Below are 21,577 nucleotides of genomic sequence, written 5' to 3'. Positions count from 1 at the left end.
ATATAATCATTTATGAGACACACTTGCAGAACGATACACCGTTTTAATTTGGCTGGAATAGTGTTTTTAAGGAATAATCATGCTCTTTAAACGTATAGTTATTACCAGTTTGCTTGGTTTGGCTACCTTAGGTTGTAGTGAAAGACCAACAGATGGAGTAGCGTCGCCCCCCGGAGGAGGAAACAGTGGAACCACTAAGCCGGGAAATCCGGGAACCTCGAACCCCGGAAACCCAGGAACAACGCCCGGTAACCCAGGGGGAGTAGTCACCCCTCCGCAACCACCTACTCAGCTTCGGGATATCACTATTTCAGGGCCTGTGCCTCTGGCAACGGCTACCGATATTTTCGAGTTCAAAGTGTGTGCGGGGAACACTTGTGACACATGGCAGAGTGCTGTACCGGAAGGCAGTTATGAATACACCTTTGAAGTCTCACAATGGCCTGACAATCAGCCTATTTCTGTGGAAGGCTGGATCGCAAGCCAATCAACGGCGAGTACTAGAACCAGCCATGCAGGCGGAGCCACCACTACAACAGCGCAAAGTAAGTACTTTAAGACGGAGTTAGACACCTTAGCGAGCATCATTCAAATGGACAGTTCTGGCGATGGTGTGATTGATGAAACCGAGTTAGTGACTCTGTCGTTAGATCCCATTACTCAAGCATTTAATACCGTCGCTAAGCATCTGCTTTCTACCAGTTTAACCCAGTATGCCAATCTGCCCGTCAGGCAAAAAAATGAAGCCGTTAGGCGTTACCTCTCAGAGCAAAGTAACAGCACTTGGGTGCATTTAACACAAGATCAAAGAACGGCTATCTATGACCATATGAAGACCACGGGCAGCAGTAGCTGGCGTCCTTCTTATTATGGCAGTTACACCCTAAGCCTCACGCCCGAGCAATGGTTACTGATTAAAGGTAATCCCAATACACCATTAGATGAGCAGGTGGTTGAGATAAATACCGCTCAGCTAAAAGTCATTAACCCGCCTAACCATAACAGGGCAATGTTAAATTGGCTGTTTAGATTGACGACTCAGCAACTTGCCAATGCTCGTGGAGAGCTGGTTTATACCCAACAGCTAGTGATTGAACTGGCTGCGGTTTATGAGCAGATGGCGGACCAAGGAGAGCGTGATCTGACTCTTGACTGGAATCAGGACAGGAAACTTAAAGAGCATGTCGCCATAGCGAACCCGGGGGACGGCGAACCTACGGTGTTTGATGCACCATTTGATCTAGTTATTAGCGATTCATGGCGTGACAGTCAGTACGATTTGCTTGGGCTCTATGATGCTCTCGACATCGAAACCGGTAAAGGCGCCCCTATTACTTGGACATTGAGTCCGGCTGATATTGAACATATTTATGAACAATATCAGCAGGATGTTGCGGCCGACCCAGACACTAATCCTAGCAAGTACTTTACTCTGCCCAATACCACGTGGCCGGGTAGTGGTACGGGATTACAAGCATTGGGCAAAAAAATACTGGTTGCGCTCGCTGCTGATCCTAAAGAGCCAATCTGGAAACATTATAAAGCGCAAGTTGGCAAAACGGTGCCTACTTATCCTCAGATGAACATTACCGCTGATGAACAGATAGAGAGGCGCCACCTAAGATCTTGGAGTAATTTGGAGAATGCCAATTACCACCATCCGCTTAAGAAGCAGATAATGGGATTGGCGCCTGAACAGCATCTTCGTATCAGTGGCCGTTTCCCAGTCGAGTTAGAAGAAGCGTCAGTAGAAGTGGTATTGGGTACTCGCCTAAACAAGCCAAAAGAACAAGACACCAATGGTCGTCAACCTATTGGACGCCATGAACCAATTGCTCTGATTGATCTTGATGGTCAACGCAGAAAAACCATGGATTATGCAGGCAAAAATGGCTTCGTTTTTACCATTCCATTGCGCAATGTCGATAATAATTTAGAGAGGTGTCAGCCAGGCAAACCGCCAGTTCCGAACAGAGAGTTTGAGTACAACTACGAGTACACGGAAGATGAAATGCACGACACGTTGACCATTCATATCCGCGACAACAAAACTGGCGTCCAGCTAAGGTCGGTATTGGGATCATTCTGTGAATTAGTGAAACGTGATACCAATGGTAATGGCACTTTAGAAATCAGCGAACTGGAACGATTAAGCGTCGGCTATATCTCGAGTGCGCAAGCGGCGTTAATGTTCAAAACCTCGTTATCAAAGCATGGATACGCGGGTTACCTCTACCCGTTTACCCTTGATGAGATCGCTGCTCGATATAATGCTTTCCCCCGTCAGCAAGTTGAATTTTTGGCTGCAATATTTGCGCTGCAAGTGGAAGGTAAGTTGTTTGGTCGATCGATCGATCTGGTTGAAAGCGCCGACATTTATATGGATGTTCTGGATATTCTTGATATCGACATGTTAGGAAACTACGGCGTGGTATCCAGTAATAACCTGCTGCCAGATATGGAGAACTTGCAAGACAGATTTGCGGCTAAGTATGCCATTGGTGAAGTGCTCATTAATAACCTTGATGTCAATGTCTCTCACATTACTCAAAATATGACTCAGCTATTAGCCAACTCAGAGGAAGACAAATACTACTTCGAGTTTTCAAGACCAGGAAGTTGGGTAACCGTTTACCCGGTTAGCGTGTTGGATCCTACCTGCCAGGTGGTTCTTAATCACGATCAAGTGCTAGGCGTTCGTATTGATGGTAAAGGCAAAAATGAAGATGGCCACTGGGTGACCATTGGATGGGATAAACAAGTTGGCGCCACCCAATACACATTAGGTTGGGGCAGCAATCAATTTGAAAATGTTGTCGATGCTGAACATCAAAAACCTACGAATAAGTTAAGGGCGACCATCACAGGGCTAACATTTGAGCAGGCTTATCATATCCGTGTTCAGAGTAATATTGGAACGCCAAGTGCTCTATTAACCTATTCCCCTCAACATATCCATATTGCTGACTCACGTGTGACTGCGGGTATTGAGTCTGATGATAGCCACCGTGGTAGAGACAGCGACACCGCATGTGACCCACTAAGTGGTAAAGCCAGAAATAGCAATAAAGATGGCATGTTGGGTGCCCGCTACGTCAAATTGAACAATGATGGCGTACCATTGATTCGACAAGACCTGACGTATAAGCAAAGTCCATTTTCTTGTGTCCTTGATGCCCATACTGGACTGGTTTGGGAAACCAAACATGGACGTCAAGATGATGAGCCTTACACCATTTTTGATGGTGACAATATGTTTGTTAGAGATGCAACCAACGCTGGTGATGTGTTTGATGGTACCTGTGCGTTACCTAACTTGAACGTCGTTTCGACGGATCCAAAGCAGTGTACGGTTGAAAACCAGATTACTTGGATAAACAGCAAAAAACGTTGTGGATTAAGCAACTGGCGTATTCCTACGCTGGAAGAGGGTTACGCTTTGTTCGACTTCGGTAGAAACCGTGCGTCCAACCTAGATACTCGTTATTTCCCTAATTTGTACTTCCCAAGAATGAACGACAGCACATTCCATGGATTTTGGTTAGATGCGCCAAGTATGGATGGTCTAAAAAATCGAGCACTGACGGCGTTCTGGCTAGAAGCTAAGTACTTTAATAATTCGGATCATAACCCGCTGGTACTAATCAGTGATGGTTACTATGCAGAGTAAAAGGAACAAACGAGTGAAATATTTAACAGCATGTTTATCTCTGATGGTCACGTCTGCATGGGCTAACGAAGACTTACGCGTATGTTTAGCCGATACGGAAATGAACCCAAGTAACCGCTTTACTCATGAAGTGCTCACCACCGATGCAGGAGATTACAAAGTAGTGAATGATGCAGCGACAGGGCTGCAGTGGAGTTACTGCTTTATCGGGCAAACACTGAGTAGCGATCAAATGAGTTGCGAGGGTGTACCTACCGTGGCTATGGATCTGTTCCCAGAGCGTAAGTTCTATCCGAATGTGAGAGAAAAAACCCTAGAAATCGTTGAAGCAGAGAATCAGCGATTAGGGGAATCTAACCATTTATGGCATCTGCCAAATATGAAAGATTTGCTCACTATTTATAATGATCGATGTGTTCCAGCGACGTATCCCATGTTTAGCTATAAGATTGGTCTCACAACAGAAGAGATCATTGCGCTAAAAGATACGGATTTTGATTGGAGCTGGCCAGATAATGAAAAAGCGATCGCGTCTGAAAAAATATATAGAGGGCAGGCTTATCATTCACTTCAAGTAAGTACAGACTCGAATCTACCGGGCGACTACTTGTTCTTTTATACGGTTCCATTTAATGGCCACAGTTCACCACTGAGAGCCCATTCACGAGATTACAGTATGATGCGTTTGGTAAGGAAAAAACCATAACAGTAGTAAAAAAACCAGTCAGCAATAGCTGACTGGTTTTTTAGATAGAATTGTCTCGTCCTGAATCTTGAGCCAAGGCGAATTTTGTCAGCAACAGGGGATCAACCCCAACTATTTCAGTAAACGTAAAGCGGAGCTAACCAACTGCGAGTCCCCCGCGAGCTGATAAGCCCTCTCCCTTTGCTCAATTGCTCCAAGGTGATCATGCATCTTCCCAACTCTAGCTCAATCTGGGTCAAGCTCAGCTTCTGCTCCCCCCGATGTCGAACCACGCTGGTTGGCGCCCCTGATACGCGAACTCGCCGTATGAGGATGTTTGCTCATGTTAGCAAGATCTACTTGCATAAGACCCTCGTCGACTTCCACAAAGGGCTCAACGGTCTATCCCTATTGGTAGAGCAGCAAATGGCGTTATCACCGTTTTCCGGTACTTTGTTTGTATTTTTCACCCGTCACAGAGACAAGCTCAAGGTGCTCTACTGGGATAAAACCGGTTTCAGCCTGTGGCACAAGCACGGCTGCCGCTATTGCGAACACGAAAGCACAGAGGTGGCTGAAAAATGAGCGAAGTACATGCCGACAGGATTTAACAAAATGTTCACGCTCTCACCCTGCCTCTATGTATGGGTATATTTTGAGTTTTTGTCACAATCCTAACCACTCCCATTTATTAAAATTCTATTTCTATAAAATTGAAACAATGTATCAAAAATGATAAATTGCGGTGAATATTATAACTTTCTAAACTGAGAGAATTCGACTTGGATCTAAAAAACAAGCTGTTGAGGGGTGGCTATCCACTCTCAACCCAGGCTGATTCACCCTATTTATTCAGCCTTCGCATAGTGCTACCTATACTCTTTCTATCAGTTCATTTGGTTAGTTTATTGGCGCCTGCCAAAGCCGCCACTTTGCTGCAAAGGCAGTATATACAAGGCACACCTACTATTGTGACAGGGCCGCTTTCCGATCTGGCTATTGAAATAAACAGTGCTGATGACAGTATGATTATTCCCCATACTGAAGCAATAGCTACTAATGCTGCGGAGTTTTCTGTCGGTTTCTGGATGAAACTAACAGAAGGTCATAATGGTGTTTGGCGTAGCATCATGCAGAAGGGAAGTTCAGCGAATGAAAGAACAATTGCGATGTGGATGCGACCAGTGACTGGGAAGGTCATAACTTGGATTTTGGTCGAGCCAATGGCATTGATGCATTGCTCGCAGACGAGTTTAATTGTTTAGGGCGTTACAGTGATGCTGATAAAAATAATTGTATTGCGATTCGGTTTCTAGGCAGGAACAAATCAACTTTGCTAACTGGTGCATTTAAAACACCATCATTAAGAGGCGTTGCTTTAACTCCTCCCTATTTTCACCACGGAAAAGCCGAAAACCTTTTTGCTGTTATTAATCACTACAATGACAATGATAATTCACTAGGAGCTATGTCTGTTCACGAGTTGACTGATATAAACCTGAGCGATGAGGAAGTCAAAAAGCTAGTCGCCTTCCTAAAATCCTTGTCACCATTCGTTAATTGAACAACTATTAGAGACGTTATCTATGATACTCAAAGATCCTAATGTCCAACATCAAGCCAGTGCAGACAGGTACGAAAACATGTCGTATCAAAGGTGCGGCCGCAGCGGTGTTATTTTGCCTCGCCTCTCGTTAGGCTTGTGGCAGAATTTTGGCGGAGTAGACCCGATTGAAAAGTCCAGAGATATTATCAGAACAGCATTTGATCTTGGTATAACTCACTTTGATCTTGCTAATAACTATGGTCCTCCGCATGGAGCTGCAGAGGAAACCTTTGGGTCTGTACTGAACAAAGATCTTGCTGGCTACAGAGATGAATTATTTATTTCTAGCAAGGCTGGCTACGGCATGTGGGCAGGACCTTATGGTAAAGGTGGGTCGAGAAAGTACCTGCTGGCAAGTTGTGATCAAAGCCTGCATCGACTGGGAGTGGAGTATCTGGATGTATTCTATTCTCACCTGCCGGATCCGGATACACCTCTAGAAGAAACTATGATGGCTCTCGATCATATTGTTCGCTCCGGACGTGCCCTTTATATTGGTTTATCAAATTACAGTCCCCAGGAAACTGAAGCCGCGATAAGAATATTAAAGGAGCTGGGTACGCCAATGCTGATGCATCAGCCAAGGTATAGTTTGTTTGATCGCACTATTGAACAGGGACTGACAGCATTGGCGCAACGGGAAGGTTTTGGTCTTACTGTGTTCTCACCGTTGGCGCAGGGAATGTTGACCAACAAATACCTGTCAGGAATTCCGGAAGGATCCAGAGCTGCACGTCCTGAAATAATGCACTTGAATGCACATCAGCTCAGTCAAGAAAAGCTGAGTATTGTTCATAAACTAAACAACATGGCTGAAAACAGAGGACAGACTTTGGCGCAAATGGCTATTGCATGGGTTCTCAATAACGATGCTGTCACCAGCGCAATTATTGGTGCCAGTAGTGTTGACCAGCTGAAGAGCAGTGTGCATGCGCTGCATTGTGCTTCTTTTACCGAAGCTGAACTCGATACGATTGACGGCATTATCAATAAAACCTGCTACTTGTAACTGAGTGTACAGGGGCTGGTGATTGTTGCTTGTCTACCTTGTTGAACCGGCAGGTATTCAGTTTGCGGTGCGCATCGCTTAGTTTATCTAACGAGTGGTGTGCAAAGCTTCCGCTCCTGTTCACGCTCCTCGCTTACATCCATATAGGCGATGCAGTGGGCGTGCATTTATGCGTCGCCGCAGAGCTGATTGCTTAGTCGAGCAGGTTAGAATAGAAGCCCATCACACGGCCATCTTGAGTGGTTCGATTAAAGTTATTTCATGCTTAGTCAACGGGTTCTGACTTGCCTTTACAAGCTGCGCGTACACAAATCCAATAAGGGCTTGACCTGCATATGGTTAATCACCACCTCAACGCCATCAGCCATGTAGATCAAATAACTTTATCGACTATATACAAACTTCATTGTACCCAAACACCTACACCCACTGCCCAGCAACAAAACCGCTCGACCATGCCCATTGGAAATTGTAGCCACCAAGCCAGCCCGTCACATCCATCACTTCTCCAACGAAGTACAGCCCTTGAATATCCTTGCACTCCATGGTTTTAGACGACAAGTGATCGGTATTCACACCACCCAAAGTGACCTCTGCCGTGCGATACCCTTCAGTACCATTTGGTAGGATTTGCCAGTTTTCTAGGTGTGTCTCGATGGCTTGCAGTTCTTTGTCGTTGAACTGCTTGAGGGGTTTATCCACCAGCTCTTTGCGCTCTATTAGCGTCTCAACCAAACGCTTAGGAAGTACTTTGGAAAGCGTATTCTTTAAGCTTTGATTCGGGTGTTTTTCGCGAGAAGTGGTCAGCAGATCCATTACATCTGCTTCAGGAACTAAGTTAATCGTAACCTTCTGACCAGCTTGCCAGAATGAAGATATCTGTAATACCGCAGGACCAGATAAACCACGATGGGTAAACAGCAGCGCTTCTTTGAAAACGGTGCCGTCTTCGGCGGTGATTTCAGAAGGAATAGCAATGCCAGATAGCGGCTCAAACGCTTCCTTATCTTCTTTATGCAGTGTGAAAGGCACCAAACCAGCGGTAGTCGAAATCACTTCTAGCCCAAATTGCTCGGCAACTTGATAACCAAAGGGCGTCGCCCCCAATTTCGGCATGGATAAGCCACCCGTAGCTATCACTAAAGATGCACAGGTAATTTCATCGGTGTCTATTTGGAATGAAAAACCGCTGTCTGTTTTTTGAATGTTGTGGATATCAGCGCGATAACGTTGGGTAATATTCGGTTGGTCGCACTCTTTTAGCAAAACGTTCACGATGTCTTTCGCTGAGTCGAGACAAAACAGCTGCCCATGATCGCGTTCTTCAAAATCAACGCCATATTTCGAAACCAGCGAGATGAAGTCCCAATTGGTGTATTGCGACAAGGCGGATTTCACGAAATGGGGGTTCTGGCACAAGAAGTTATTTGCCGTCACATCGTAGTTAGTGAAGTTACACCGACCGCCACCCGAGATCAGAATTTTTCGCCCCGGCTTTTTGGCATGATCCACCACCAATACTCGGCGACCACGCTTGCCCGCTTCGGCTGCACACATTAAGCCTGCCGCTCCGGCACCAATGACTACGACATCAAATTCTGAACTCATTACTTCTTCCACAACGACTTGAGCTTTGGGGTTTGCTGCGCTCAATCAAAATAAAAAGGATGCGCGAATTATCGCGCATCCTTGCAAATCTGGTGGGTATTTTACCCAGAGTTACGCTGGGTTTCTACCTCGTCTTGTTGAGCCTTTAATTACAGCATGATGGCAGCAAATAAAGTCACACCAAGTAACGTTGTCGTGAGTATAAACAACTCTCTGACTTTATTGCATTTCCCGGTAAAAATAGGATCGTGATGATGCAGATACTCACGGCTTTTCAAGTAATGAAAAAGTCGGACTTGTTTGGTGACGTTACCGTGCGTAGTGAAAAAACCACCACCATCTACCTGCTGATACAGTAATGGATGGGCTTCGCGCATGATATAAATGAGCGCGCGTAACGCGGTAAGGTATCTCGCCATATTAACGCAGCTGACGAGCATAAGCGTGAATAGAATAGTATCGACACTGATCATCTTTTCCTCCCTACATCTTCTTAGACGCCAAAAGGAAAAGACAATCAAATTGACTTTAACTCGCTACTTAGACTGCAGCGGAAGCGTCCATGATAGAAGACGAACCTTCTTTTGCCATGGCTGCTAGATCTTTGTCGATAAAGAACAGCGCTTTACCGTCTTCACCTACAAGTTCCAGCTTATCTAAAATCCCTTTAAACAATTTCTCTTCTTCATGTTGCTCTGCAACGTACCACTGAAGAAAATTAAAGGTTGAGTAGTCTTGGCTAGTAAATGCACCGTGCGCCAGTTTGTTGATTTTTTGAGTGATCATTTGCTCATGTTCAAACGTTTCACGGAAAACATCACCAAGGCTACCAAATTCGTGCTTTGGCGCTTCTATAGCACCTAAGATAGGCATTGCCCCTGTTTCACTCACGTAAGTAAAGAGACGTTGCATATGCTCCATTTCTTCTACTGCGTGAGCACGCAAAAACTCGGCCGCACCTTCAAATCCTTTATCTTCACACCAAGCACTCATTTGTAAGTATAGATTGGATGAAAAGAATTCGAGATTTATTTGCTCATTCAGTTGTTCGACCATTGTCTGAGACAGCATGAAATGCTCCTGTTAAATACTTGTAATTGTTGTCACTATAACACGATATAAGGGAGCGTCGATGCTTCAATTTTCTCATTGAGAATAAGAACAATTAGCCCAAAAAACCCTATCGTGAACCAAAAATCTACCTTAATTTAATATGAGTAGGTACGTATAAGATAGCAATGGGATCTCTTTGGCAAAATATTGATAGATGAAATGCTAGTCTTAAATCAGAACTGTTGAAGGGAATTGTCCGAGTACGGGCAGGAGGATAGATTATGAGCTATCAACATATATTGGTCACTGTCGACCTATCAGACGACAGCAAAATTCTGATTGAGAAAGCCGTCAAACTTGCTTCCCCTCTTGAAGCCGCTGTCTCCTTTATTCACATCGATGTGAATTATGCCGAGCTCTATACCGGGCTTATCGATATCAACCTTGCCGATACTCAACACCACAATATGGAAGCTTCCCAAAAACAGCTGCAAATATTGGCCGACCACGCCAACTACCCGATCAAGCACACCTTAGTCGGAACAGGGGATTTGAGCGGCGAGCTATGCGAAGCCATCAATGACCTGAAAATAGACTTGGTGGTATGTGGGCACCACCAAGATTTTTGGAGCAAGCTGCTTTCTTCTACGCGACAGCTCATCAATTGCACTCCAGTCGATATGTTGGTGGTGCCATTGCAAGACAGTTGAAGCCTGTAAAATCTAGATTATCGACTCAATCAAATAATCAAATCTCTGAGGCATAAAAATGGCGAGCATTGAGCTCGCCATTTTTATGTATTTTTCACGCTACGTTGAATCAATGAATATGCTGGTGTTGAGGTAAGATCCCCTGTGCCGCAAGAACACCCTGATTAATTCGACTGAAGCGACTTTCTAATTTCTTGTGTTTCTTGAGTAATTTCTTTTGCTTTTTAAGTATTTTCTTCTGTTTTTTCAATATGCCTTTCAGCTTTTTCTGACCTTTCTTTTGTTTTTTCAATGCTTTTTTCGACAACGTCAATTCATTGCTTGTGGTCAGTATAGGCTGAGATGGTTCAATCGAGATTTCAACACCATCGGCAACAGAGGTGGCTTGGTCCAAAACGCGGTCAGCAGCGAGAGATTCAGCAACCAAACCACATTTGACTTGTTTCTCTGAGGCATTTTCCATACAAGATGCTGGCGGAATAGCGGCAGGTTTACACAGATTCTTTTTGTCAGAAGATGAACGCGCACAAGAGCGGCAAAGATATTTAGGGGAAGACACCAAAGCATGGATTTCACCCAAACTGGCGCTGATGTCACGACGATTTAGTTTGCAAAAACGCTCTGCCATTTTACTGCTCCGGCTCTAATATCCGCAATCACACACTCAAAGTGGAATTAACTATAAGAATCATTCTTACTTAGATATACAGATCGAAATGCGCCGAAGCAAGCGGTAATTTGCGTCGAATTGTTATGTCATTGATGCCTTTACATATACATCAAATCGATTTTTTTTGGTCTCTATCGCCATGGACGGTTTTTCGCCATCTAACCAGTCGGAATAGTCAGGACGTTTAACCACAACGCGTTTTGTTGCCAGTTCAAAAGCAGGCGTTAATAACCCATCAGCATCATGGTCTGCACCGACTAACGATTGAAAAACTCGCATCTCTTTTTTCACTAACGCTGATTTCTTTTTGTTCTCTGGATGAGGGTACATTGGGTCGAGGTAAACCACATCAGGAGCTTCAAACTCTGCGTTATTACGCAATTCATTTAACGCGTCGAGACTCGATGCATGAAGAAGAGACATTCTTTCACTCACCCAGCCACCAATTTCTGGATCGAGCTTGGCTCTTGATAAGCCGTCATCTAACAGCGCCGCTACCACTGGGTTTCGCTCCACCATTTGAACTTTACACCCCAGAGAAGCCAATACAAATGCATCTCGCCCTAATCCTGCGGTGCCATCCAGAATCGTCGGTGTCGCCCCTTTATTTAAACCCGCAGCTTTGGCGATTGCCTGCCCTTTACCACCACCGAATTTACGCCTGTGACCGACGGCTCCACCCACTAAGTCGACGTAGATCGCCCCAAGCTTTATTTCATCTAACTTGCGCAGCTCTAAGCGTTCATGAGTAAGCACCAAACCAAATTCAGATTCAGGGTCATGAGTCAGCCCCCACTGCTCAGCAATGGCGTTGAGTTCAGGTTGTCGATGAGGGGCTTCGCAGATAAGGTTCAGCTGCACGGTTGGCTCCAAGGGGAAATTTTTGCGTCAGTTTACCTGAATAACCTCAGATTCACACAATAATCACGAATGGCAATCACGAACCGCTGAGTGAATGCCGCTATTCATTTTCCGTAAGTAATGTGCGCTTTTCTTGAACGAGCTCGTCCACCAGTTCTGACAGAGGTTTGGGCATACCAATATGATAACCCTGACCATAATTCACACCTAATTTGCTCAAGCAAGCCATCACGGCAGACGACTCCACAAATTCAGCAACGGTGACTTTGCCCATTTGCTGAGCGAGATCGTTAATGGAGCGAACCATGACATAATCGCTCTCATTTTGGTCTATATCTCGCACAAAAATGCCATCAATCTTCACGATATCGACGGGGAGGGTTTTTAGGTAACCAAATGAAGACAGCCCAGAACCAAAATCATCCAACGCCACCAAACAACCTAAAGATTTCAATTCGGTAAATGCTTGGCTTGCTTGCTTGATGCTATGAATCGCCGCGGTTTCCGTTATCTCTAGGCAGATTTTATGATTAGGAAAATTGCTCTGCTGCAACGCGTCTTTCAACGTTGTCATAAAATCTTGATTGCCTACCGATTGACCCGAAACATTAATCGATACTCGATCGAGATACGCGGCTTGCTCTGGATGTTCATCCAGCCAGCTCAACGTCCTAGTGACGACAAATTTATCAACCAAATGCGCAATATTGTAACGCTCAGTCGCAGGCATGAAGACACCAGGGGAAATGTAATCTCCATTGGAGTCCACCAGTCGAACCAATATTTCAAAGTAGCATTGGTGAGCATTCTCCTCGTCTAAACCCTGAATTTGCTGAGCAAACAACTGCAAACGCTCATTCGCAATCGCTTCATGCACTAAGTTCACGCTTTCCATCTCGCGTTCACGCTGTTTGAGCTCTTCATCGTGAAGTAAGTAAAGCTGATAGCGGTTTCTGCCTTCTTCCTTGGCGGCGTGGCACGCCGTATCTGCGTGGGCGTGTACCATCTGAGGCGAGTCCGCTGTATGGTCGATAAGACGTATGCCGATGGAACAGCTGATGTTTAACGTCAGGTCATCACGAACAAATGGGTGCTGGTTCAATTGGTCAATGATCGACTGAGCAATATCGGTCGCTTCACTTTTGGTGCAATCTCGCAATAACACAGCAAACTCATCACCTCCCATGCGCGATAAAATGGCGCTATTGGGCAATATTTGTTGTATCAGTAACGCACAAAATGCAATGGCTTCGTCACCTGCTTCATGCCCTACCGTATCGTTAATCACCTTGAGCTGATCGAGATCGAGGAACAGCATAGCGTGAGTGCGAACATGCCCTTCCACTTCCACCATGGCTTTTTGCAATTGCTGCTCAAAGAAGTTTCGGTTGTAAGTGCCTGTCAGTAAATCGTGTTGGGCCTGATACGCCAATTGCTGTGATAAATCATGGGTTTCACTGATGTCTTCACCCACAATCAGTAATTGATGAGTTTCGGTTAATGGGCGGATATTTTCTCGAACCCATATGGTGAAGCCGCTCGCTGTCGTGTATTCAATTTCGCGTCGCCAAACAGAAAGATGGTGGGGTTTGGGCTGAAGTAACACCTGTCGCGCATTCAGTTCTACCGAACCGGCATAGAAATCTTCCAATTTCCGACCCAGCATTTGCTGCGAGGAATAGCTCAACAACTCTTGTGCGAATCGATTCACCGCTTGAATTCGGTTGTTTTCATCCAACGTCATCATCATCACGGGTTGCTTTTCGTAGTAATGACGAAAATCGGCTTCACTGGCGAGCAATTTTTGCTCGGTCGCTTTACGTGCAGTGATGTCTTGCGCTTCTAAGAGGAAATGGCATTGATCGCCAATCTCATGAGGCAATGGCTTAATCGCAACATCCAGAACACTTAATCCGTAATGCTGGCGAACCAACTCTGCTTCAAATCGAACGGAGTCTTCTTGTCCTATCTGCTCTAGGTATTCTTTGAAGATTTTCTTTGACTCGTCACACCACCCGCGATATTGCCAAATAGGACGACCATACTGCGCCCCTTTCACATACAGTAAATCTTGGAGTTTGTTGTTGCTCGATACCAATTTTCCAAACTGATCCACAATGCCGATGTATTGATAGCTTTGGTCGAATATGGACTCCAGCAAAACTTGGCTTTGTTTGGCTTGTGTTTCACTCTGCTTGAGACGCTTCATGTAATATAGCAGCGAACCAATAACGACCAATAGAATAAAGACAGCCATTGAGAGTACTTTTATCTCGCGGGCGTACTGCACAAAATACGGCTCTGGTTTGTTCAGTATGGTATCCGCGAGCACTGCCGAATCTTTCATGCCCCACTGTTGCAGCACCTGATAATCCAATTTTAAATGGGTGCGAATAGGACGAGGGGCAGGCAATGGCTCCCCCTCTTTCTGGTTCAACACTTTAACAAGCAGCTCTCCGACCGCAGAGCCATTGGCAAACCCATCTTGCATAAAACCGCCGACGCTGCCCAACCCAAGACCCGCGTTGTAAGCCATATATACAGGGGCATTCGCTCGCTCATTGAGGGTTTTCCAGGACACGTCCTCAATCACGTTGCCCTGTTTATCACGAAAATATATCCAGAATAGGATGCTGTTTTCTGCATTCAAGCCAGAGGCAACATCCAGCAGTTTATCAAATGACTCTGGAACAACACTTTCCACCAGTGATCGGTCTTCTGGGTTCTCATTCAGGTATTTGGCGATCTGAGCTCTGGCCGCCTCCCCTGTTACTGAATAATCAGTGAGTACGACAACGCGCTCCACATTCGGCTGTAACTTCTTGATCAAACGAATGTTGTTGTGAAGGTCAATATTTTCGGAAATGCCCGTGGCATTCAGATCTTTATGAAGTTTAGGTGAATAATTGTTGATACCGCCAAAGATAACGGGCGTGTCACCGACGTATTCATGCAGGTTTTGCATCATATTGAGCGCGTTATTGTCGCTCACGATGATGGCTTTGAAAGACTCTTGTTCTAACTTGGTTTTGAACAAGTTTTCTAATCGGGCAAAATATTCTGGCGTTTGTAAGCGCTTAGAATCGAGGTAGAACACGCGATTGGGGATTTGGTGTGTGTCGAGACGCTGAGCCAGACCTTCTTGAAAGTTGTCTGTCCAGAAAAAGCCTTGATGGTATGAATGCACCACCAATACGTTCTCGCTCGCCTGTAAGGCAAAGCTCAACATGAGCGTTAGTATTATCCCAACAATCCGCACTCGGTACGCTCTCTCTATATCCATTCAATTTCAGTGAGTATATCAGATGATGACCTCAAGAGCTGTTGTGAAGCATGAGTTTGCAAGATAGGATGTAGCCAATGAATCAGAGGCTTATACCCTCCATCTATCGGGATTGATCAAAGGAAACAAGTATGCAAACCGCCACAGCACGTCTTGATGATCTGGACCGCGAAATTCTTAAAGCGCTAATGGAAGACGCCAGAACCCCTTATGCAGAAATGGCAAAGCAGTTCAACGTCAGCCCAGCCACCATTCACGTGCGCATCGAAAAAATGAAAGCGGCGGATGTGATTGAAGGTACGGAAGTGATCGTCAATACCAAAAAACTGGGGTACGACGTCTGCTGTTTTATCGGAATCAACCTCAATGCGGCGCGCGATTACCATTCTGCTCTAGAAAAACTGAATGCTTTAGATGAAGTGGTCGAAGCCTATTACACCACAGGGGCATACAACATTTTTGTAAAGCTCATGTGTAAATCGATCGAAGAGCTGCAATTTGTGCTGATAGACAAACTTCAAGCCATCGATGAAGTTCAGTCGACAGAGACTCTGATTTCTCTACAAAACCCCATCAATAGAAATGTGAATCCCTAAGTTTACTTATCCCAATAAAAAACCACCCGAAGGTGGTTTTTGTAAATCTAAGTCAGGCTGGGCAATTACGCGGTAATACCAGAGTGACGGAGCAAGGCATCGATTTCAGGCTCGCGACCACGGAAACGCTTAAACAATTCCATTGGCTCTTCACTGCCACCCATTTCCAGAATGTTATTCAGGAATGAACGTCCAGTATCTTCATTGAAAATACCTTCATCTTCGAAACGTGAGTACGCATCTGAAGACAACACTTCTGCCCATAAGTAGCTGTAGTAACCTGCACTGTAGCCACCCGCGAAAATATGGCTGAAGCTATGAGAGAAACGGTTCCACTCAACGCTTGGCAATACCGCGACTTTCTCTTTCACTTGCGCCAACGTTTCTAGCACACGAGCACCGATGTCTGGATCGTATTCGGTGTGAAGTGTGAAATCGAACAGGCCAAGCTCTAATTGGCGAAGAATAAACATCGCGGATTGGAAGTTTTTCGCTGCCAGCATTTTATCCAACATGGCTTTTGGAAGCGGTTCGCCCGTTTCGTAATGACCCGAGATAAACGCCAGCGCTTCTTCTTCCCAACACCAGTTTTCTAGGAACTGGCTTGGCAGTTCGACGGCATCCCAAGGTACACCGTTGATGCCCGATACCGCCGATACATCGATTTGCGTCAGCATGTGGTGAATACCGTGACCTGTTTCGTGGAACAAGGTAACAACTTCATCGTGAGTGAATAGTGCTGGCTTATCGCCTACTGGCTTGTTGAAGTTACACACCAAGTAAGCCACTGGGGTTTGCAATTCACCATCAGCGTTAGTACGACGCACACGACATTCGTCCATCCACGCGCCGCCACGCTTGTGCTCGCGAGCGTACAAGTCTAGGTAGAAACTGCCACGCAGTGTGCCATTGCTGTCGAAGATGTCGTAAAACTTCACCGACTCATGCCATACGTCTACCCCTTCACGCTCAGTCACTTTCATGCCAAACACGCGATCCAAGACTTCAAATAGACCAGATACCGCTTTGTCTTCAGGGAAGTAAGGGCGCAACTCTTCGTCAGAGATCTGGAATAGATGCTGCTTTTGTTTCTCGCTGTAGTAAGCGATGTCCCAAAGATTCAGCTCAGAAACGCCAAACTCTTGCTCTGCAAAATCACGCAGTTCTTGAACTTCACGCTCACCTTGTGGTTTGGCTTTCACCGCCAACTCGTTTAAAAAGCCCAGCACTTGCTGTGGGTTTTCAGCCATTTTTGTCGCCAGTGATTTTTCACTGAACGCACTAAAGCCGAGTAAACGGGCAATTTCATGACGCAGTTTCAACTGCTCTGTGATCAATTCAGTATTATCCCACTTACCCGCATTAGGTCCCCGATCAGAAGCGCGAGTCACGTAGGCTTCGTACAGCTCTTTACGCAGAGCTTGGTTATCACAGTAAGTCAAAACTGGAAGATAAGAAGGAATATCCAGCGTCAGCAACCAACCATCCAGCTCTTTGGCTTCTGCTGCAGCTTTTGCTGCCGCCAATGCCGATTCCGGCATGCCAGCCAGCTCTTTTTCATCGGTAACTTGCTTCGACCACCCCATGGTAGCGTCCAGTACGTTGTTCGAAAACTGAGAGCTCAATTCCGACATGCGCTTGCTGATTTCACCGTAGCGATGTTGTTCGTCTGCTGGTAAGCCAATACCCGACAAATCAAAGTCACGTAGCGCATCAATAATGCTTTTCTTCTGCGCCTGAGACAAAGTACCAAATTCATCTGAAGCTTTTATTGCTTTGTACGCGTCGTACAATCCTTTGTGTTGTCCAACCCAAGTGCCGTACTCAGACAGCAATGGAAGGCAGCTTTCATACGCTTCGCGCAGCTCGTTGCTGTTCTTTACCGAGTTCAAGTGACTCACTGGAGACCAAATCTGGTTTAGTTTGTCATCCACTTCCGCTAATGGTGCACATACGCTGTTCCAGCTTGGTGTCGCATTGTTTGCGACCACTTCATCCACTTTGGCACGACACGCATCAATCGCTTGCTCAACGGCAGGTTTTACGTGCTCTGGCTTAATGTCGGAAAACGGGGGAAGATCAGTAAACGTCAGTAATGGGTTAGACATTTTTCATTCCTTTTATCATTTTGTCCTTTACTAAATGTAGGTCGGGACGGGATTTTTCAATAGCCAACGTCGGCAAGGCTCACACAGTGAACCCTGCCTTTGATATAATGAGCCTCTTGCGCTCGCCAATTCAAACTTGTAAGAGACTATTTTGTTAAGTTACCGTCACAGCTTCCATGCAGGCAACCATGCCGATGTACTGAAACATATTGTTCAGTCTTTAATACTGAACGCATTGAATCAAAAAGAAAAACCTTACGTGTATCACGATACACACTCTGGTGTGGGTCGCTACGACTTAACGCACGAATGGTCCGAAAAAACGGGCGAATACAAACAAGGTATCGCTCGCTTATGGCAAGCAAACAACCTTCCGGAAGAAATACACACTTACCTTGAAGCCGTCCAGTCTTTGAATCAGGATAGCAGTTTACGTTACTACCCTGGTTCACCTCGTGTCGCACGTGCTCATATTCGCAAGCAAGACAGAATGGTGTTAACCGAACTTCATCCGAGCGATCACCCTCTTTTGGAACAAGAGTTTCATCGTGATCGCCAAGTCAGCATTTACAAAGAAGACGGGTTTCAACGTTTAAAAGCAAGCTTGCCACCGAAAGAGCGACGCGGCCTTGTTTTGATTGATCCGCCTTATGAATTAGCACACGAATACCGCGATGTGGTGAATGCCATTGCCCAATCTCATAAACGTTGGGCGACTGGTGTTTATGCGATCTGGTACCCAGTGGTGAACCGTCACGACATCGATGACATGCTCTCAGGGCTTGAAAAACTCGGAATTAGAAAGATATTACAAATAGAACTGGGCGTCTCTGCCGATACGAATGAGCGCGGCATGACCGCTTCTGGGATGATTGTGATCAACCCGCCATGGAAGCTAGAAAGCCAAATGAAAGAAATTCTTCCATATTTAAAGGAAGTAATTGCGCCAGTAACGGGTCACTTTAAGGTGGAATGGATCGTTCCAGAATAAGCTTGAACGAATCATTCAGAGCGCAACCCAATAATAAATGAAACAATAATCGGAGAAAGTCATGGCAACACATTTTGATTATATTTGCATCGGCGGCGGCAGCGGCGGCATTGCCTCTGCAAACCGTGCATCGATGTATGGTGCCAAAGTCGCGCTCATTGAAGCTCAAGATCTTGGCGGTACGTGCGTAAACGTAGGTTGCGTTCCAAAGAAAGTGATGTGGCATGGCGCTCAAGTCGCAGAAGCAATGAATCTGTATGCTGAAGACTATGGCTTCGATGTTGATGTAAAAGGGTTTAATTGGAGTAAGCTGGTTGAAAATCGTCAAGCTTACATTGGCCGTATTCATCAGTCTTACGACCGCGTATTGGGCAACAACAAAGTCAATGTGATTAAAGGCTTTGCTAAGTTTGTTGATGCGAAAACAGTAGAAGTGAACGGCGAGCATTACACCGCAGACCACATTCTGATTGCAGTAGGCGGCCGCCCGACTATCCCTAACATTCCTGGTGCTGAATACGGCATCGACTCCAATGGCTTTTTCGACCTTGAAGAGCAGCCAAAACGCGTAGCGGTTGTGGGTGCAGGCTACATTGCCGTTGAAATCGCAGGCGTACTGAACGCATTGGGCACGGAAACGCATCTGTTTGTGCGTAAAGAGTCACCACTTCGCAGCTTTGACCCGCTTATCGTTGAAACGCTAATGGAAGTGATGGAAGCAGAAGGTCCAACACTTCATACGAATTCAGTTCCAAAAGAAGTGGTAAAAGAAGACGATGGCAGCCTAACGCTGCATTTCGAAAGCGGTCGTAGCCAAAATGTCGATACCCTAATCTGGGCGATCGGTCGTCACCCTGCTACTGATGCTATCAACCTTGCTTCAACAGGTGTTGAAACCACCGATTACGGCTACATCAAAGTAGACGAATACCAGCAAACCAACGTTGATGGTATTTACTGTGTAGGCGACATCATGGAAGGCGGTATCGAACTAACACCTGTTGCGGTTAAAGCGGGTCGCCAGTTGTCTGAGCGTTTGTTCAACAACAAGCCAAACGCAAAAATGGATTACAACCTCGTGCCTACTGTTGTATTCAGCCATCCACCAATTGGCACCATTGGCTTAACCGAGCAAGAAGCCATTGATCAATACGGCGAAGAGAACGTTAAAGTGTACACCTCGGGCTTCACAGCCATGTACACCGCGGTTACTCAGCATCGTCAACCATGCAAAATGAAGCTGGTTTGTGCAGGCGATGATGAAAAAGTGGTTGGCCTACACGGTATTGGTTTCGCAGTAGACGAAATGATTCAAGGCTTCGGCGTCGCCATGAAGATGGGCGCAACCAAAGAAGACTTCGACAGCGTGGTGGCTATCCACCCAACGGGCTCGGAAGAGTTCGTTACCATGAGATAAGCTTCTTAGCTTCTGCGTTAAAGAACATTACTCATAAGGTCAGTATTTTTATACTGGCCTTATTTTTTATTCCCGATCTCTCGTTCGTGTTGTTCTGTAATACCGTGAAACGGCACACATAATTTTTGCAAATGGTTACACTACGTACTAATAACCGTTGTCATTAATAAAACTATATGCGTATTATCCTTATAAAACTGAATCGATATAAATTCATAAGATACTGTCTGGATACATACTCATGTCGATCAACCATAAAACCCAATCATTCGATAAAATACTCTCTGCATCCGATAACGCATCAGCCTCTCCATTATCAGAAAACCTCTATTTCCATGGAGGGATACTGAATTCATCTTCGGGTGACAACATCTATTTAAGGCAGTATCACACGATTGGTCGTTCAAAAGATTGCCATACGCCACTATCACGAAACGATATATCTCGAATACATGCCGTCATGTTTTGGCAAGAAAACGGTTGGTACATTCAAGATAAAAGCACAAATGGTGTCTGGGTAAACCGTAAAAGAATCGCGAAAGACCAAACCGTCGCTCTACAGAAAAACGATCAGATCGCTCTATCTTCAAAGGCTGGTGATACTTTCACATTGGTATCGAGCGATGAACCAAGTGATATGCTGATTAATTCCAAGTCTCTTCCTTCCATTTGCTTGAATAAGCCGTTCACCAAGCTCTCCAAACAGTTTTCCCTCTACTTTGAAAATGGGATTTGGTATCTAGAAACATTGGTTGACGACAACTGGGAAAGCACCAAAGTTTATGATGGCGACACCATTCACATTGATGGTGGAGAATACACACTTCAAACCAACCGCATAGAAGAAAAAACCTGCCAGAACCGTCCGGTGGTGCGAACCATTGAAGATTTGACGTTCCACATAAATGTTTCCAGTGATGAAGAAGAAATCCAGTTATCCATTAATGATTCTGAACACACGGCAACCATTGGCGGGCACCGTCTATACAACCAACTCTATTTGTTCCTTTGTTTGGCTAGACAATCTAATTCTGATCGCGCACTAGGGTACGAACCTGCTCATTGCGGATGGGTGAATTTGAATGAGCTCTCCAATTCACTCGGTATCGAACCTGAAAATACCCGCATACGTCTTCACCGATTGCGCACTCGCTTAAGAGATACCGCCAGCTTTAGCGGTATAGATGCTTGCCAAATCTTACAGCTTCAAGGAGGCGAAGTTCGTTTAAATACCGCCAATATTGAGATAGTTAAAGGCGGAAAGAATGAAAGCTAACCCACAATCGCAAACTCGAAAGCTAAGCCGATAT

General features: G+C 45.4%; 18 protein-coding genes. 11 read left to right on the top strand and 7 right to left on the bottom strand.

Translation table 11 applies throughout. The features are described 5' to 3' along the window. The first annotated feature begins 79 nt into the window (after nucleotides 1–79). The 6 genes from LDO37_RS00600 (at nucleotide 80) to LDO37_RS00575 (ending at nucleotide 6,970) form a co-directional block, all read left to right on the top strand. The gene (locus tag LDO37_RS00600; protein ID WP_126606729.1) at nucleotides 80–3,670 is read left to right on the top strand and encodes a DUF1566 domain-containing protein; all 3,591 of its coding nucleotides are present in this window, start codon (nucleotides 80–82) and stop codon (nucleotides 3,668–3,670) included. Between the two features lie 13 nt (nucleotides 3,671–3,683). After that, nucleotides 3,684–4,376: a hypothetical protein gene (locus tag LDO37_RS00595; RefSeq protein WP_126606728.1), complete on the top strand. Its 693-nt coding sequence runs from the start codon at nucleotides 3,684–3,686 to the stop codon at nucleotides 4,374–4,376. 339 nt (nucleotides 4,377–4,715) lie between these two features. After that, nucleotides 4,716–4,940 carry an IS66 family insertion sequence element accessory protein TnpB gene (gene tnpB, locus LDO37_RS00590; protein WP_185829732.1) on the top strand — a complete coding sequence of 75 codons (225 nt, stop codon included), beginning with the start codon at nucleotides 4,716–4,718 and terminating at the stop codon, nucleotides 4,938–4,940. Nucleotides 4,941–5,263: 323 nt separating this feature from the next. Continuing rightward, a complete protein-coding gene (locus tag LDO37_RS00585; protein WP_185829731.1) occupies nucleotides 5,264–5,620 on the top strand; it encodes a hypothetical protein in 357 nt (118 codons plus the stop codon). Continuing rightward, entirely contained in the window at nucleotides 5,560–5,919 is a 360-nt protein-coding gene (locus tag LDO37_RS00580) for a hypothetical protein (protein ID WP_126606725.1), read from the top strand. Before LDO37_RS00585 ends, LDO37_RS00580 begins: the two co-directional genes overlap by 61 nt. Nucleotides 5,920–5,998: 79 nt before the next feature. Then, nucleotides 5,999–6,970: an aldo/keto reductase gene (locus LDO37_RS00575; protein WP_221768512.1), complete on the top strand. Its 972-nt coding sequence runs from the start codon at nucleotides 5,999–6,001 to the stop codon at nucleotides 6,968–6,970. 420 nt (nucleotides 6,971–7,390) lie between these two features. Here the strand turns inward: LDO37_RS00575 and LDO37_RS00570 are convergent, their stop codons facing one another. The 3 genes from LDO37_RS00570 to ftnA all read right to left on the bottom strand — a co-directional run bounded on the left by LDO37_RS00570 (nucleotide 7,391) and on the right by ftnA (nucleotide 9,649). Beyond that, nucleotides 7,391–8,578 carry a BaiN/RdsA family NAD(P)/FAD-dependent oxidoreductase gene (locus LDO37_RS00570; RefSeq protein WP_126606723.1) on the bottom strand — a complete coding sequence of 396 codons (1,188 nt, stop codon included), beginning with the start codon at nucleotides 8,576–8,578 and terminating at the stop codon, nucleotides 7,391–7,393. 149 nt (nucleotides 8,579–8,727) lie between these two features. After that, on the bottom strand, nucleotides 8,728–9,051 hold the full coding sequence (gene uspB, locus LDO37_RS00565) for a universal stress protein UspB (RefSeq protein WP_126606722.1): 324 nt from the start codon (nucleotides 9,049–9,051) through the stop codon (nucleotides 8,728–8,730). Nucleotides 9,052–9,118: 67 nt separating this feature from the next. Further along, on the bottom strand, nucleotides 9,119–9,649 hold the full coding sequence (ftnA, locus tag LDO37_RS00560) for a non-heme ferritin (RefSeq protein WP_101114582.1): 531 nt from the start codon (nucleotides 9,647–9,649) through the stop codon (nucleotides 9,119–9,121). Between the two features lie 263 nt (nucleotides 9,650–9,912). Between ftnA and LDO37_RS00555 the strand changes: the two genes are divergently transcribed. Next, nucleotides 9,913–10,341, top strand: coding sequence for a universal stress protein (locus LDO37_RS00555; RefSeq protein WP_126606721.1), 429 nt, complete (start codon nucleotides 9,913–9,915; stop codon nucleotides 10,339–10,341). 109 nt (nucleotides 10,342–10,450) lie between these two features. Here LDO37_RS00555 and LDO37_RS00550 read toward each other — a convergent pair whose 3' ends face one another. From LDO37_RS00550 to LDO37_RS00540, 3 genes are all read right to left on the bottom strand, one after another. Continuing rightward, entirely contained in the window at nucleotides 10,451–10,969 is a 519-nt protein-coding gene (locus LDO37_RS00550; RefSeq protein ID WP_126606720.1) for a hypothetical protein, read from the bottom strand. Nucleotides 10,970–11,092: 123 nt separating this feature from the next. Further along, nucleotides 11,093–11,872 (bottom strand): class I SAM-dependent methyltransferase, encoded by a 780-nt coding sequence (locus tag LDO37_RS00545; protein WP_126606719.1) that lies wholly within the window; start codon nucleotides 11,870–11,872, stop codon nucleotides 11,093–11,095. Between the two features lie 100 nt (nucleotides 11,873–11,972). After that, the gene (locus LDO37_RS00540) at nucleotides 11,973–15,155 is read right to left on the bottom strand and encodes an ABC transporter substrate binding protein (protein ID WP_224055293.1); all 3,183 of its coding nucleotides are present in this window, start codon (nucleotides 15,153–15,155) and stop codon (nucleotides 11,973–11,975) included. 131 nt (nucleotides 15,156–15,286) lie between these two features. Here LDO37_RS00540 and asnC point away from each other — a divergent pair, with 131 nt between their 5' ends. Continuing rightward, a complete protein-coding gene (gene asnC / locus LDO37_RS00535; RefSeq protein ID WP_101114587.1) occupies nucleotides 15,287–15,751 on the top strand; it encodes a transcriptional regulator AsnC in 465 nt (154 codons plus the stop codon). 65 nt (nucleotides 15,752–15,816) lie between these two features. Here the strand turns inward: asnC and prlC are convergent, their stop codons facing one another. Beyond that, complete coding sequence (prlC, locus tag LDO37_RS00530) at nucleotides 15,817–17,859, bottom strand: oligopeptidase A (protein WP_126606718.1); 2,043 nt, start codon at nucleotides 17,857–17,859, stop codon at nucleotides 15,817–15,819. A gap of 151 nt (nucleotides 17,860–18,010) precedes the next feature. Here prlC and LDO37_RS00525 point away from each other — a divergent pair, with 151 nt between their 5' ends. The 3 genes from LDO37_RS00525 to LDO37_RS00515 all read left to right on the top strand — a co-directional run bounded on the left by LDO37_RS00525 (nucleotide 18,011) and on the right by LDO37_RS00515 (nucleotide 21,543). After that, on the top strand, nucleotides 18,011–18,850 hold the full coding sequence (locus LDO37_RS00525; protein WP_126606717.1) for a 23S rRNA (adenine(2030)-N(6))-methyltransferase RlmJ: 840 nt from the start codon (nucleotides 18,011–18,013) through the stop codon (nucleotides 18,848–18,850). A gap of 61 nt (nucleotides 18,851–18,911) precedes the next feature. Further along, the gene (gene gorA, locus LDO37_RS00520) at nucleotides 18,912–20,267 is read left to right on the top strand and encodes a glutathione-disulfide reductase (protein WP_126606716.1); all 1,356 of its coding nucleotides are present in this window, start codon (nucleotides 18,912–18,914) and stop codon (nucleotides 20,265–20,267) included. 241 nt (nucleotides 20,268–20,508) lie between these two features. Next, the gene (locus LDO37_RS00515) at nucleotides 20,509–21,543 is read left to right on the top strand and encodes an FHA domain-containing protein (RefSeq protein WP_126606715.1); all 1,035 of its coding nucleotides are present in this window, start codon (nucleotides 20,509–20,511) and stop codon (nucleotides 21,541–21,543) included. Nucleotides 21,544–21,577 lie beyond the last annotated feature (34 nt).

Origin of the sequence: Vibrio penaeicida, assembly GCF_019977755.1 — a bacterium.
GTDB lineage: Bacteria > Pseudomonadota > Gammaproteobacteria > Enterobacterales > Vibrionaceae > Vibrio > Vibrio penaeicida.
The sequence above is the reverse complement of the archived record's forward strand: the minus strand, read 5'-3'. Positions and strand labels throughout refer to the sequence as shown.

Coding starts and splice junctions, on each gene's coding strand:
- LDO37_RS00540 (WP_224055293.1), bottom strand. CDS start 15,155: ATGGATATAGAGAGAGCGTACCGAGTGCGGATTGTTGGGATAATACTA.
- asnC (WP_101114587.1), top strand. CDS start 15,287: ATGCAAACCGCCACAGCACGTCTTGATGATCTGGACCGCGAAATTCTT.
- LDO37_RS00555 (WP_126606721.1), top strand. CDS start 9,913: ATGAGCTATCAACATATATTGGTCACTGTCGACCTATCAGACGACAGC.
- gorA (WP_126606716.1), top strand. CDS start 18,912: ATGGCAACACATTTTGATTATATTTGCATCGGCGGCGGCAGCGGCGGC.
- LDO37_RS00600 (WP_126606729.1), top strand. CDS start 80: ATGCTCTTTAAACGTATAGTTATTACCAGTTTGCTTGGTTTGGCTACC.
- LDO37_RS00515 (WP_126606715.1), top strand. CDS start 20,509: ATGTCGATCAACCATAAAACCCAATCATTCGATAAAATACTCTCTGCA.
- uspB (WP_126606722.1), bottom strand. CDS start 9,051: ATGATCAGTGTCGATACTATTCTATTCACGCTTATGCTCGTCAGCTGC.
- LDO37_RS00575 (WP_221768512.1), top strand. CDS start 5,999: ATGTCGTATCAAAGGTGCGGCCGCAGCGGTGTTATTTTGCCTCGCCTC.
- ftnA (WP_101114582.1), bottom strand. CDS start 9,649: ATGCTGTCTCAGACAATGGTCGAACAACTGAATGAGCAAATAAATCTC.
- prlC (WP_126606718.1), bottom strand. CDS start 17,859: ATGTCTAACCCATTACTGACGTTTACTGATCTTCCCCCGTTTTCCGAC.
- LDO37_RS00550 (WP_126606720.1), bottom strand. CDS start 10,969: ATGGCAGAGCGTTTTTGCAAACTAAATCGTCGTGACATCAGCGCCAGT.
- LDO37_RS00570 (WP_126606723.1), bottom strand. CDS start 8,578: ATGAGTTCAGAATTTGATGTCGTAGTCATTGGTGCCGGAGCGGCAGGC.